Below are 13,972 nucleotides of genomic sequence, written 5' to 3'. Positions count from 1 at the left end.
AGTTTTGATGGGTAAGAGGCCGGCAGCGGAGCGCAGGGGAGAGGCAGAGGACCGCATCGGCAAGGGTGCGGCCTTCGACTATGCACCGCTTCCTGGCACCGCCGACGAGATGGTCGACAACAAAGGCGCGGTCCGCCCCGTCTGGCAGCGTTTTCTCTCGCATCTGAGCGCAATGCCGGAAAAGGATCTCGCCGAGCGTTTTGCCCGCGCCGACCGCTACCTGCGCGATGCCGGCGTCTTCTACCGCGCCTATGGCAGCAAGGGCACCGGCGAACGCGCCTGGCCGATCTCGCATATCCCGGTGCTGATCGACGAGCGCGAATGGAAGACGCTGTCGGCGGGCCTCGTCCAGCGCGCCGACCTGCTGGAGGCGATCGTCGCCGATATCTACGGCGACAACCGGCTGGTGGAGGAAGGAGTCCTGCCGCCGGCGCTGATGGCCGCCAATCCCGAATTCCAGCGCCCGCTCGCCGGCATCCGGCCGGGCTCCGGGTATTATCTGCATTTCTGCGCCTTCGAGATCGGCCGCGGACCTGACGGCAACTGGTGGGTGCTGGCCGACAGGACGCAGGCACCGTCAGGTGCCGGTTTCGCGCTGGAAAGCCGCGTCGCGACGACCCGGGCCTTCTCGGATATCTACGCCGAAACCCCGGTCCACCGCCTCGCCTCTTTCTTCGGGGCTTTCCGCGACGCACTTCAGGGCATGAAACATTCGGGCGACGACCGCATCGCCGTGCTGACGCCCGGCCCCGCCAACGAGACCTACTACGAGCACGCCTATATCGCCCGCTATCTCGGTCTCATGCTGCTCGAGGGCGAGGACCTGACCGTCGTCAAGGGCCGCGTCATGGTGCGCACCGTCGCCGGCCTGAAGCCGATCGGGGTGCTCTGGCGCCGTCTCGATTCGGCCTTTGCCGACCCGCTGGAGTTGAACCAGAATTCGCATATCGGTACGCCCGGCCTGGTGGAAGCGCTGCGCGCCGAAAGCGTCACCATCGTCAATGCGCTCGGCACCGGCGTTCTCGAAACCCGGGCGCTTCTGGCTTTCATGCCGACCATCTGCCACCGTCTGCTGGGGGAGGATCTGCAACTGCCCTCGATCGCCACCTGGTGGTGCGGCCAGAAGGAAGAGCGCGAGCACGTCGCAAAGAACATCGAGAAGATGGTGATCGGCCCGGCCTATTCCCGGGCACCCTTCTTCGACGACAACGGCGAGTCCGTACTCGGCTCGTCGCTGCGTGCAGCCGCTAAGGATTCCATCACCGACTGGTTGAGTTCGGACGGCCCGAAACTGGTCGGCCAGGAGGTCGTCACGCTGTCGACGACGCCCGCCTGGGTGGACGGCAAGCTCGTGCCGCGGCCGATGTCGCTGCGCGTTTTCGCCGCCCGCACGGCAAACGGCTGGCAGATCATGCCCGGCGGTTTTGCCCGCATCGGCTCCGGCGCCGATGTCGCGGCGATCGCCATGCAGTCGGGCGGAGCGGCCGCCGACGTATGGATCGTCAGCGACAAGCCGGTCGAGCGCCACACGCTGCTGCCGGCCGAGGGCAGCTTTACCCGCAACATGCCGGGCAGCCTGCCGAGCCGGGCAGCCGACAATTTGTTCTGGCTCGGCCGTTACATCGAACGCGCCGAAGGGGCGCTGCGCATCCTGCGCGCCTGGCATGCGCGTTACGCCGAAGCTGCCGATCCGAGCCAGCCGCTGCTCGCCGACGTCTCCGATTATCTCAAGGCGGTCGATATCGATACCGCCGACGCCGTACCGGAAACGCTGCTGCGCAATATCGACAGCGCCGTTTATTCGGCGAGCAACATCCGCGACCGTTTCTCGCCCGACGGCTGGCTGGCCCTTAACGATCTCGCCAAGACTGCCCGCCGCTTCCACGTCACCGTCGCTGCCGGCGACGACGCCAGCCATGCGATGACGATCCTTCTGCGCAAGCTTGCGGGCTTCGCCGGCCTCGTGCACGAGAACATGTACCGCTTCATGGGCTGGCGCTTCCTCTCGCTCGGCCGCTACATCGAGCGCGGCCTGCACATGACCCGTCTGCTCGGCCACATGTCCGGCCCCGAAGCACCCGACGGCGCGCTCGACATGCTGCTCGAGATCGGCGACAGCGTCATGACCCACCGCCGCCGCTACAACGTCAACACGGCGCGACTGACCGTCACCGACCTCTTGGCGCTCGACCCGCTGAACCCGCGTTCGGTCCTCTTCCAGGTCAACGAGATCCACCACGAGGTCGAGCAACTGCCGAACGCCCTGATCAACGGCCAGATGTCGCCCTTCTACCGCGAGGCGATGCGGCTCCATTCCGGCCTGGCGGTGATGACGCCGGAGGGCATGGGGGTCGAGGTCTATCAACGGCTCGAACGCGAATTGGAGCAGCTTTCCGATCTGCTCGCCCAGACCTATCTCGGGTGACGGCGATGCTCTACGATCTCTCGCTCCACATGGGTTACATCTACGACGTGCCGGCCTCCGGCGCCCGCCACGTCATGCGCCTGATGCCGCTGTCGCTGACCAATCGGCAGCGCCTGGTCGCCGGCTCGATCACCGTCTTGCCGACGCCGGACGAGCAGTCGCATTTCGTCGATTTCTTCGATCATCCCGCCACCGCCTTCATGCTGCGCGCACCCCACGAGACGCTCGACATTCGCATGCAGGCCCGCGTGCAGGTGGAAAGCCAGCCGATCGCCGCCGATTTCTCGCCGCTGCTTGCCGACCTGCCGGAGGAGGTCGCCGGCATCTGGTCGCTGGCGCCGGATTCACCGCACCATTTCCTTGGTGAAAGCCCGCGCCTGACCCAAGCCCGCGAGATCGCCGACTATGCGCGAAACTGCGCAATGCCTGGTCTGACGGCGATGCAGATTGCCCATGCGCTCTGTGCCCGCATCAACAAGGATTTCACCTACGACCCCGATGCGACGACGGTGGACACGACGCCGCTCGAGGCGTTCAGATTGAAGCGCGGCGTCTGCCAGGATTTCACTCACATCATGATCCTGGCGCTTAGAAGCCTCGGCATTCCGGCCGGCTACGTCTCCGGCTTCCTGCGCACCATCCCGCCGCCCGGCAAGGAACGGCTGGAAGGCGCGGACGCCATGCATGCCTGGGTCAGGATCTGGTGCGGCGAGACGAATGGCTGGATCGAGCTCGACCCGACCAACGACATCCCCGCCGGCACGGATCATATCGTCGTCGCCTATGGCCGGGACTATTCCGACGTCGTTCCCGTCATCGGCGTATTGAAAAGCTATGGCGGCCAACGCGCCGTCCAGGCGGTCGACGTGATCCCGCTGAAATAATCCCAAAACTGGAAAAATCCGACGATTCGTTAAAATTCTATTGACGACGTAAGGGCGGCCGAAAGGAGGAGCGTGCGTAATGTCAGCTCACAGGGCCTCCTATACGGGTGAACATGATGAGCACCTTCTTTTTGCATCCCTGCCTGCGTCGCATGCTTGGCGACCGTGGCGGTAATTTCGGTATGATGACGGCGATCATGATACCCGTCCTGCTTGGTGCCGCCGGCCTGGCGATCGACTATTCGAACATGGCGCTGTCGAAGCGCGAGTTGCAGGAGGCCACCGACTCGGCGGCTCTCGCGGCAGCGACCGCGCTCGCCAATGAGAAGACTGACGAGGCCGGCGCGAAAAACCTTGCGAAGAATTTTGTCGCCGGACAGATGGCACAGGTTCTTGCGAATAATTCCGTCCAAGGCTCGATCAAGGATGCAACGAACGTCAACGTCACGACCACGGCGAACGGCACGAAAAGCAAGATCTTCAAGGTCGATGTCAACACGTCCTTCAACCTTCCGCTCAGTCCCCTGATGCGCGTCTTCGGTAAGACGACGCAGAACATCAGCGCGACAAGCACCGGCGAGAACGGCCAGACCGATACACAGGGCGCACTCTCGATGTATCTGGTCCTCGACCGCTCCGGTTCGATGTCTTTCATAACCGATCAGAAGAAAACGAAGTCGTCGAAATGTGACAACTACACTAAAGGCAGTTGGCCGAATCCGGACGACGATTTGAAGTCCGATTGCTATATCCGCAAGATCGAGGCATTGCAGACAGCGGCCGCCGGGCTTTTCACCGAACTTAACAAAGCCGATCCGGAGCACGAACTCGTCCGTGTCGGCGCTGTCTCCTATACGGACAAACAACAGGCAGCCAAGGCGATCAATTGGGGCACCGCGGACGCCGCGAACTACGTCTCGGCTCTCCCCTATAAGCCGACCGGCGGCACAGATGCGAGTGATGCCCTCGATACGGCTTACAAGGCTCTGAAGTCCTCAACCGACGGCACCGATACGGAGACCAGGCAGCACGAATCCAAGAATAACGACAGTTTCCAACGATATATTATCCTGATGACCGACGGTGAAATGACGGGCGACAGTAGTTTTTGGAGCCAGCCGATTGACAAGGAAGTCCGCGATCTCTGCACTGCGGTAAAGGGCGATGGCATTACCATCTTTACCATTGCCTTCATGGCTCCGCAGAAGGGTAAGGATCTGCTGCAGGCCTGCGCAAGCAGTACCACCAACTATTATGCTCCCGACAACATGGCCAAACTGGTCGAAGATTTCGGCGACATCGCCGCAAAGGCAACAAGCTCGATTACCCGTCTGACGAACTAAGTCACGGAATCAGCTGCGCGGTCGATAAAAAAGCCGCTCCGGAACAAACCGGAGCGGCTTTTCGTTATCGCTATCCTCCCATCAGATCGGGAAAAACGATTGAAATCAAGCGTCTCGACCCGCGTGAATATGAAGGTTTCGCAAATTTTTCGTTTGTCCAAATCCTTTGTTGCAAGTGCTTAGTAACGATGCATAAACTGTCGCTGGCGCAAGCGACAAATTGATTGAATCAGGCATAACATCCTGAAACCAAATTAAAATTGGCGAGACCTGACGATGAACACTGTTTCCAAGCCGATCATCCCCTCCCCCGCCCCGCGCAGCTCAAAGCCGGAAATTCTCGCCGAAGAAATCATCGAACGTCTGACCTACCGCATCGGCAAGGATGCCAAGGTGGCAAAGCCGCATGACTGGCTGACGGCGACGATCCTGGTGGTGCGCGACCGCATCATCGACAAGTGGATGGCTTCCACCCGCGAGGTTTATGCGACCGGCGCCAAGCGCGTCTATTATCTCTCCCTCGAGTTCCTGATCGGCCGCCTGATGCGCGACGCCGTCTCCAACCTCGGCCTGATGGAGGAGGTGCGCGATGCGCTCGCCTCGCTCGGCGTCGACGTCAACGTCATTGCCGGCCTGGAGCCGGATGCTGCACTCGGCAACGGTGGCCTCGGCCGTCTGGCCGCCTGCTTCATGGAGAGCATGGCCACGGTCGACGTGCCCGCCTATGGCTACGGCATCCGCTATGTCCACGGTCTCTTCCGCCAGCAGATGGCCGACGGCTGGCAGGTGGAACTGCCTGAGAACTGGCTCGCCCACGGCAATCCCTGGGAATTCGAGCGCCGCGAGAGTTCCTATGAAATCGGCTTCGGCGGCGCCGTCGAATTCGTAACCACCCATGACGACCAGCCGCGCTATGTCTGGAAACCGGCCGAGCGCGTCATCGCCGCCGCTTTCGACACGCCGGCCGTCGGCTGGCGCGGCAAGCGCGTCAACACGCTGCGCCTCTGGTCGGCGCAGCCGATCGATCCGATCCTGCTCGATGCCTTCAACGCCGGCGACCACATCGGCGCGTTGCGCGAAAGCAACAAGGCGGAAAGCCTGACCCGAGTTCTCTATCCTGCCGACGCCACCCCGGCCGGCCAGGAACTGCGCCTGCGCCAGGAATTCTTCTTCTCGTCGGCCTCGCTGCAGGACATCCTGCGCCGCCATCTGCAGCAATATGACGATTTCACCTCGCTGCCGGACAAGGTGGCGATCCAGTTGAACGACACTCACCCCGCCGTCTCGGTCGCCGAACTCGTGCGTCTGCTCTGTGACGTACACGGGATGGATTTCGACCAGGCCTGGGAAATTACCCGCCACACCTTCTCCTATACCAACCACACGCTGCTGCCAGAAGCGCTGGAAAGCTGGGCGGTGCCGCTGTTCGAGCGTCTGCTGCCGCGTCACATGCAGATCATCTATGCGATCAATGCCAAGATCCTGATCGACGCTCGCAAGGGCAAGAACTTCTCCGATGGGGAAATCCGTTCGATCTCCCTGATCGATGAAAGCGGTGATCGCCGTGTGCGCATGGGCAACCTCGCTTTCGTCGGCTCGCATTCGATCAACGGCGTCTCGGCCCTGCACACCGACCTGATGAAGGTCACGGTCTTCGCCGACCTGCACAAGCTCTATCCCGACCGCATCAACAACAAGACCAACGGCATCACGCCGCGCCGCTGGCTGCAGCAGTGCAATCCCGGTCTCACCGGCCTGATCCGCGAGGCGATCGGCGACGAATTCCTCGATGATGCCGAGAAGCTGCGTGCGCTCGACGTGCATTCCTCCGATCCGGCTTTCCAGCAGAAATTCGCGGCGATAAAACGTGCCAACAAGGTGGCGCTCTCCAACCTCGTCGCCAGCCGCATGGGCGTGAAGCTCGATCCGTCTGCGATGTTCGACATCCAGATCAAGCGCATCCACGAATACAAGCGCCAGCTGCTTAATATCATCGAGGCCGTCGCGCTCTACGACCAGATCCGCTCGCATCCCGAGCTCGACTGGGTACCGCGCGTGAAACTCTTCGCCGGCAAGGCGGCGCCGAGTTATTACAATGCCAAGCTCATCATTAAGCTGATCAACGACGTCTCCCGCACGATCAATAACGACCCGTCGGTGCGCGGCCTGCTGAAGATCGTCTTCGTGCCGAATTACAATGTCTCGCTCGCCGAAGTCATGGTTCCGGCCGCCGACCTCTCGGAGCAGATCTCGACCGCCGGCATGGAAGCATCCGGCACCGGCAACATGAAGTTCGGCCTGAACGGCGCGCTGACGATCGGCACGCTCGATGGCGCCAATGTCGAGATGCGCGATAATGTCGGCGAGGACAATATCGTCATCTTCGGCCTCAAGGCCGACGAGGTGTCGAAAGTCCGCAGCGATGGCCACAATCCCCGCGCCATCATCGAGGGTTCGCGCGAACTCGCCCAGGCGCTTGCCGCCATTAGCTCCGGCGTCTTCTCGCCCGATGACCGCAACCGTTACACGGCGCTGATCGACGGCATCTATTCGCACGATTGGTTCATGGTCGCGGCCGATTTCGACGCCTACGCCCAGGCCCAGCGCGAAGTCGACCAGATCTGGACCAACCAGTCCGCCTGGTACACCAAGACGATCAACAATACGGCGCGGATGGGCTGGTTCTCTTCCGACCGTACAATCAGGCAATATGCAGACGAAATCTGGAGAGCCGGATGAAAACGCCGAAAACCGTCCCTGAAGTAAAGCTTTCCTGGGAAATTTCGGCAGATGAAATCACGGCAATCCTTGCCGGCTCGCATTCCAATCCCTTTGCCGTCCTCGGTGTGCACCAGGCCGGCGACGCTTTCGTCGCCCGGTGCTTCATCCCGGGCGCGGAGGAAGTCACCGCCATGACGCTCGACGGCGGCGTCATCGGCGAACTGAAGCAGCTCCATGCCGACGGCGTCTTCGCCGGCCCGGTTTCCCTTACAAAGCTCCAGCCAGTGCGTTACCGCGCCCGGCGCGGCGATGCCGAATGGGCTGTCACCGATCCCTACAGCTTCGGTCCGGTGCTCGGACCGATGGACGACTATTTCGCCCGCGAGGGCTCGCACCTGCGCCTGTTCGACAAGATGGGCGCCCACCTCATCAAGCATGACGGCGCCCAGGGCATCCATTTCGCCGTCTGGGCGCCGAATGCGCAGCGCGTCTCCGTCGTCGGTGATTTCAACAATTGGGACGGCCGCCGCCACGTGATGCGCTTCCGTGCCGACAGCGGCATCTGGGAAATCTTTGCCCCTGACGTACCGATCGGCGTCGCCTACAAGTTCGAGATCCGCGGCCAGGACGGCGTATTGCTGCCGCTGAAGGCCGATCCCTTCGCGCGGCGCAGCGAGCTGCGGCCGAAGACCGCCTCGATCACCGCCGCCGAGCTGGAGCAGGAATGGGAGGACGAAGCCCATCTGAAGCACTGGCGCGAGACCGACAAGCGCCGCCAGCCGATCTCGATCTACGAGGTGCATGCCGCCTCCTGGCAACGCCGGCAGGACGGCACGATGCTGTCCTGGGACGAGCTCGCCTCCAGCCTCATCCCCTATTGCGCCGACATGGGCTTCACCCATATCGAGTTCCTGCCGATCACCGAGTACCCCTACGACCCCTCCTGGGGTTACCAGACGACCGGCCTCTACGCGCCGACCGCGCGTTTCGGCGAGCCGGAAGGCTTTGCCCGTTTCGTCAACGGCTGCCACAAGGTCGGCATCGGCGTCATCCTCGACTGGGTGCCGGCGCATTTCCCGACCGACGAACACGGCCTCGGCTGGTTCGACGGCACGGCGCTCTACGAGCACGAAGACCCGCGCAAGGGCTTCCACCCGGACTGGAGCACGGCGATCTACAATTTCGGCCGCACCGAGGTCGTTTCCTATCTCGTCAACAACGCGCTCTACTGGGCCGAGAAATTCCACCTCGACGGTCTGCGTGTCGATGCCGTCGCCTCGATGCTCTACCTCGATTATTCGCGCAAGCACGGCGAATGGATCCCGAACGAATATGGCGGCAACGAGAACCTCGAAGCCGTTCGTTTTCTGCAGGATCTCAATATCCGCATCTACGGCAAAAATTCCAATGTCATGACCATCGCCGAGGAATCGACCTCCTGGCCGAAGGTCTCGCAGCCCGTCCATGAAGGCGGCCTCGGCTTCGGCTTCAAGTGGAACATGGGCTTCATGCACGACACGCTGAGCTACATGAGCCGCGATCCCATCTATCGCGGGCACCATCACAACGAGCTCACCTTCGGCCTGCTCTACGCCTATTCGGAAAATTTCGTCCTGCCGCTCTCGCATGACGAGGTTGTGCACGGGAAAGGCTCGCTGATCGCCAAGATGCCGGGCGACGACTGGCAGAAATTCGCCAATCTGCGCGCCTACTACGCCTATATGTGGGGCTATCCCGGCAAGAAGCTGCTGTTCATGGGCCAGGAATTCGCCCAGTGGAGCGAGTGGAGCGAAGAGAAGGCACTCGACTGGAACCTGCTTCAGTATCGCATGCACGAGGGCATGCGGCGCTTGGTGCGCGACCTCAATTTCACCTATCGCAGCAAGCCGGCGCTGCATGCGCGTGACTGCGAGGGCGAAGGTTTCGAATGGCTGGTCGCCGACGACCACCAGAATTCCGTCTTTGCCTGGCTGCGCAAGGCGCCGGGCCAGAAGCCGGTCGCCGTCATCACCAATTTCACGCCTGTCTATCGCGAGAATTACTCGATCCGCCTGCCGTCCGCAGGCCGCTGGCGGGAAATCCTGAATACCGATGCCGACATCTACGGCGGCAGCGGCAAGGGCAATGGCGGGCGCGTGCAGGCCGTCGATGCCGGCGGCGACATCACCTGCTCGATCACCTTGCCGCCCTTGGCGACAATCATGCTTGAACCTGAAAATTAGTGACTGGTGGGAGGAGAAAATGGTAGAAAAGCGCGTTCAGCCACTTGCCCGCGATGCAATGGCTTATGTCCTGGCAGGCGGCAGGGGAAGTCGTCTCAAGGAACTCACCGACCGGCGTGCCAAGCCGGCCGTCTATTTCGGCGGCAAGGCCCGCATCATCGATTTCGCCCTGTCGAACGCCCTGAATTCAGGCATCCGCCGCATCGGCGTTGCCACGCAATACAAGGCGCATTCGCTGATCCGCCACATGCAGCGCGGCTGGAACTTCTTCCGCCCCGAACGCAACGAGAGCTTCGACATTCTGCCCGCCAGCCAGCGCGTCTCCGAGACGCAATGGTATGAAGGCACGGCCGACGCCGTCTATCAGAACATCGACATCATCCAGGATTACGGCGTCGAATACATGGTCATTCTTGCGGGCGACCATGTCTACAAGATGGACTATGAATGGATGCTGCAGCAGCACGTCGATTCCGGCGCCGACGTCACCATCGGCTGCCTGGAAGTGCCGCGCATGGAAGCGGTCGGCTTCGGTGTCATGCATGTCAACGAGAAGGACGAGATCATCGCCTTCGTCGAGAAACCGGCCGATCCGCCACCCATTCCCGACAAGCCGGATTTCGCCCTCGCCTCGATGGGCATCTACGTCTTCCACACCAAGTTCCTGCTCGATGCGCTGCGCCGCGACGCTGCCGATCCGACGTCGAGCCGCGACTTCGGCAAGGACATCATCCCCTATATCGTCAAGAACGGTAAGGCTGTCGCCCATCGCTTCGCCAAGTCCTGCGTCCGTTCCGATTTCGAGCACGAGCCCTACTGGCGCGACGTCGGCACGATCGACGCCTATTGGCAGGCCAATATCGACCTGACGGCGATCGTTCCGGAGCTCGATATTTACGACAAGTCCTGGCCGATCTGGACCTATGCCGAGATCACCCCGCCGGCGAAATTCGTCCATGACGACGAGGATCGTCGCGGCTCGGCCACCTCCTCCGTTGTGTCGGGCGATTGCATCATTTCAGGCGCCAGCCTCAACAACAGCCTGCTCTTCACCGGTGTCAGGGCCAACTCCTTCTCCAAGATGGAGGGAGCGGTCATCCTGCCGAACGTGAAGATCGGGCGGCGCGCGCAGCTCAAGAATGTGGTGATCGACCATGGTGTCGTCATTCCGGAAGGCCTGGTAGTCGGCGAGGATCCCGAGCTCGATGCCAAGCGCTTCCGGCGGACGGAAAGCGGCATCTGCCTGATCACGCAACCGATGATCGACAAGCTGGATATCTGACTTATGAAAGTTCTTTCGGTTTCGTCCGAAGTCTTCCCTTTGATCAAGACAGGGGGTCTGGCCGATGTGTCCGGCGCCCTGCCGATTACTCTGAAAGCCTTCGGGGTCGAGACCAAGACCCTTCTACCCGGCTATCCCGCCGTGATGAAGGTCATTCGCGACGCCGTCGTCAAGCTGGAATTCCCCGACCTGCTCGGTGAGCGGGCGACCGTGCTCGAGGTTGAGCACGAGGGCCTCGATCTGCTCATCCTCGATGCGCCGGCCTATTACGACAGGCCGGGCGGGCCCTATCTCGATCCGCTTGGCAAGGACTATCCGGACAACTGGCGTCGTTTCGCCGCCCTGTCGCTCGCTGCCTCCGAGATCGCCGCCGGCCTGCTGCCCGGCTGGCGGCCGGATCTCGTCCACACCCACGACTGGCAGGCGGCGCTGACGTCGGTCTATATGCGTTACTACCCGACGCCGGAACTGCCGAGCGTGCTGACCATCCACAATATCGCCTTCCAGGGCCAGTTCGGTTCCGAGATTTTTCCCGGCCTGCGCCTGCCTGCCCATGCCTTCGCCACTGAAAGCATCGAATATTACGGCACTGTCGGCTTCCTCAAGGGCGGTCTGAAGACCGCGCATGCGATCACGACCGTCAGCCCCACCTATGCCGATGAGATCCTGACGTCGGAATTCGGCATGGGGCTCGAGGGCGTCATCGCCAGCCGCCTCGACGATTTGCACGGGATCGTCAACGGCATCGACACCGATATCTGGAACCCGTCGACCGATCCTGTCGTCCACACCCATTATGGCCCAACGACGCTGAAGAACCGCGAGGAGAACCGCCGCTCGATCGCCGAATTCTTCCACCTCGACAATGACGACGCCCCGATCTTCTGCGTCATCAGCCGTCTTACCTGGCAGAAGGGCATGGATATCGTCGCCAACGTCGCCGATGAGATCGTCGCCATGGGCGGCAAGCTCGTCGTACTCGGCTCCGGCGAAGCCGCCCTTGAAGGTGCACTGCTCGCCTCCGCCAGCCGCCATCCCGGCCGTATCGGCGTTTCGATCGGCTATAACGAGCCGATGTCGCACCTGATGCAGGCCGGCTGCGATGCGATCATCATCCCCTCGCGTTTTGAGCCCTGCGGCCTGACCCAGCTTTACGGCCTGCGTTACGGCTGCGTGCCGATCGTCGCCCGTACCGGCGGGTTGAATGACACCGTGATCGACGCCAATCACGCCGCACTTGCGGCGAAAGTCGCAACCGGCATACAATTTGCCCCCGTGACAGAAACAGGCATGCTACAGGCAATCCGCCGTGCGATGCATTTTTATCAGGACCGAAAACTCTGGACCCAATTGCAAAAGCAGGGCATGAAATCGGATGTCTCCTGGGAGAAGAGCGCCGAACGCTACGCTGCCCTCTATTCAAGCCTCGTCTCGAAAGGCATGTGACCTAAAATGATCAAGTCCGTATCCACCACGCCCTATCTGGACCAGAAACCCGGCACGTCGGGCCTGCGCAAGAAGGTTCCTGTCTTCCAGCAGCCGAACTATGCGGAGAACTTCATCCAGTCGATCTTCGATTCGCTGGAAGGCTATCAGGGCAAGTGCCTTGTCATCGGCGGCGACGGACGCTACTACAATCGCGAGGTCATCCAGAAGGCCGTCAAGATGGCCGCGGCCAATGGTTTCGGCAAGGTCATGGTCGGCAAGGGCGGCATCCTGTCGACGCCGGCCGCTTCCCACATCATCCGCAAATACAAGGCTTTCGGCGGCATCATCCTCTCCGCCAGCCACAATCCCGGCGGCCCGACCGAAGACTTCGGCATCAAATACAACATCAACAATGGCGGCCCGGCGCCGGAAAAGATCACCGACGCGATCTATGCGCGCTCCAAGACGATCGACAGCTACAAGATCGCCGATTTCCCCGATGTCAATCTCGACCGCATCGGCAAGGACGAGCTTCCCGGCGGCACGATCCTCTCGGTCATCGACCCGGTCGAGGACTATGCCGCGCTGATGGAAGAGCTGTTCGATTTCGGCGCCATCCGCAATCTGATCAGCCTCGGCTTCCGCATTGCCTTTGATGGGATGAGCGCCGTCACTGGCCCCTATGCCAAGGAAATCTTCGAAAATCGTCTCGGCGCGCCCTCGGGTTCGGTGCGCAACTTCATGCCGCTGCCGGATTTCGGCGGCCATCATCCGGACCCGAACCCAGTGCACTGCAAGGAACTCTTCGATGAGATGATGGGCGATGACGCGCCCGATTTCGGCGCTGCTTCCGACGGCGACGGCGACCGCAACCTGATCATCGGCCGCGGCATCTTCGTCACGCCTTCCGACAGCCTGGCCATCCTCGCCGCCAACGCCAATCTCGCCCCAGGCTATTCCGGCGGCCTCGCCGGCATCGCCCGCTCGATGCCGACATCGGGTGCTGCCGACCGCGTCGCCGAAAAGCGCGGCATCGGCATGTATGAAACGCCGACCGGCTGGAAATTCTTCGGCAACCTGCTCGACGCCGGCATGGCGACGATCTGCGGTGAGGAAAGCTCCGGCACCGGCTCCAGTCACGTCCGCGAAAAGGACGGCCTCTGGGCCGTGCTGCTGTGGCTGAACATTCTTGCCGTGCGCGGCGAGAGCGTCGCCGATATCGTCACCCAGCACTGGCAGACCTACGGCCGCAACTATTATTCGCGCCATGATTACGAAGGTCTCGATACCGATGCGGCGAACGGCTTGGTGGACAATCTCCGCAGCCAGCTTCCGACCCTGCCCGGCAAGAGCTTCGGCAGCCTGAAGGTCGAAAAGGCCGACGACTTTGCCTATCACGATCCCATCGACAAATCGGTGAGCGAGCATCAAGGTATCCGCGTGCTCTTCGAGGGCGGCTCGCGCGTCGTCTTCCGCCTGTCCGGCACCGGCACGTCTGGCGCAACCTTGCGTGTCTATATCGAGCGCTACGAGCCGGATTCGACTCGCCACAACATCGAAACGCAGGAAGCGCTCGCCGATCTGATCGCCGCCGCCGAAAGCATAGCCAGCATTCGTGAACGCACGGGACGCGATGCGCCAACCGTGATCACCTGATCCGGGGGGAA

Annotated in this window: 8 protein-coding genes; all 8 read left to right on the top strand. The window is 61.8% G+C overall.

Annotated features, from left to right (window positions below):
• Positions 1 to 7: 7 nt before the first annotated feature.
• Positions 8 to 2,425: a circularly permuted type 2 ATP-grasp protein gene (locus G9X68_RS30140; protein ID WP_171605507.1), complete on the top strand. Its 2,418-nt coding sequence runs from the start codon at positions 8 to 10 to the stop codon at positions 2,423 to 2,425.
• Positions 2,426 to 2,430: 5 nt separating this feature from the next.
• Positions 2,431 to 3,309 carry a transglutaminase family protein gene (locus tag G9X68_RS30135; RefSeq protein ID WP_171605506.1) on the top strand — a complete coding sequence of 293 codons (879 nt, stop codon included), beginning with the start codon at positions 2,431 to 2,433 and terminating at the stop codon, positions 3,307 to 3,309.
• A 116-nt stretch (positions 3,310 to 3,425) separates the two neighbouring features.
• Positions 3,426 to 4,652, top strand: coding sequence for a vWA domain-containing protein (locus G9X68_RS30130; RefSeq protein WP_342355399.1), 1,227 nt, complete (start codon positions 3,426 to 3,428; stop codon positions 4,650 to 4,652).
• Positions 4,653 to 4,928: 276 nt separating this feature from the next.
• Positions 4,929 to 7,391, top strand: coding sequence for a glycogen/starch/alpha-glucan phosphorylase (locus G9X68_RS30125; protein ID WP_171605504.1), 2,463 nt, complete (start codon positions 4,929 to 4,931; stop codon positions 7,389 to 7,391).
• Positions 7,388 to 9,595 (top strand): 1,4-alpha-glucan branching protein GlgB, encoded by a 2,208-nt coding sequence (gene glgB, locus G9X68_RS30120; protein WP_171605503.1) that lies wholly within the window; start codon positions 7,388 to 7,390, stop codon positions 9,593 to 9,595. Before G9X68_RS30125 ends, glgB begins: the two co-directional genes overlap by 4 nt.
• Before the next feature lie 19 nt (positions 9,596 to 9,614).
• Positions 9,615 to 10,877, top strand: coding sequence for a glucose-1-phosphate adenylyltransferase (gene glgC, locus G9X68_RS30115; protein ID WP_171377110.1), 1,263 nt, complete (start codon positions 9,615 to 9,617; stop codon positions 10,875 to 10,877).
• Between the two features lie 3 nt (positions 10,878 to 10,880).
• The gene (gene glgA / locus G9X68_RS30110; RefSeq protein ID WP_171605502.1) at positions 10,881 to 12,323 is read left to right on the top strand and encodes a glycogen synthase GlgA; all 1,443 of its coding nucleotides are present in this window, start codon (positions 10,881 to 10,883) and stop codon (positions 12,321 to 12,323) included.
• Between the two features lie 6 nt (positions 12,324 to 12,329).
• Positions 12,330 to 13,961, top strand: a complete 1,632-nt coding sequence (locus G9X68_RS30105; protein ID WP_171605501.1) for an alpha-D-glucose phosphate-specific phosphoglucomutase — start codon at positions 12,330 to 12,332, stop codon at positions 13,959 to 13,961.
• The last annotated feature ends 11 nt before the right edge of the window (positions 13,962 to 13,972 follow it).

Source organism: Rhizobium changzhiense (assembly GCF_013087625.1).
Taxonomy (GTDB): Bacteria; Pseudomonadota; Alphaproteobacteria; order Rhizobiales; family Rhizobiaceae; genus Rhizobium; species Rhizobium sophorae.
This window is presented reverse-complemented; position numbering and strand designations above follow the sequence as displayed.

What these genes read in the sequence shown, in the direction of transcription:
- G9X68_RS30140 (WP_171605507.1), top strand. Translation starts at nt 8, where the DNA reads ATGGGTAAGAGGCCGGCAGCGGAGCGCAGGGGAGAGGCAGAGGACCGC.
- G9X68_RS30135 (WP_171605506.1), top strand. Translation starts at nt 2,431, where the DNA reads ATGCTCTACGATCTCTCGCTCCACATGGGTTACATCTACGACGTGCCG.
- G9X68_RS30130 (WP_342355399.1), top strand. Translation starts at nt 3,426, where the DNA reads ATGAGCACCTTCTTTTTGCATCCCTGCCTGCGTCGCATGCTTGGCGAC.
- G9X68_RS30125 (WP_171605504.1), top strand. Translation starts at nt 4,929, where the DNA reads ATGAACACTGTTTCCAAGCCGATCATCCCCTCCCCCGCCCCGCGCAGC.
- glgB (WP_171605503.1), top strand. Translation starts at nt 7,388, where the DNA reads ATGAAAACGCCGAAAACCGTCCCTGAAGTAAAGCTTTCCTGGGAAATT.
- glgC (WP_171377110.1), top strand. Translation starts at nt 9,615, where the DNA reads ATGGTAGAAAAGCGCGTTCAGCCACTTGCCCGCGATGCAATGGCTTAT.
- glgA (WP_171605502.1), top strand. Translation starts at nt 10,881, where the DNA reads ATGAAAGTTCTTTCGGTTTCGTCCGAAGTCTTCCCTTTGATCAAGACA.
- G9X68_RS30105 (WP_171605501.1), top strand. Translation starts at nt 12,330, where the DNA reads ATGATCAAGTCCGTATCCACCACGCCCTATCTGGACCAGAAACCCGGC.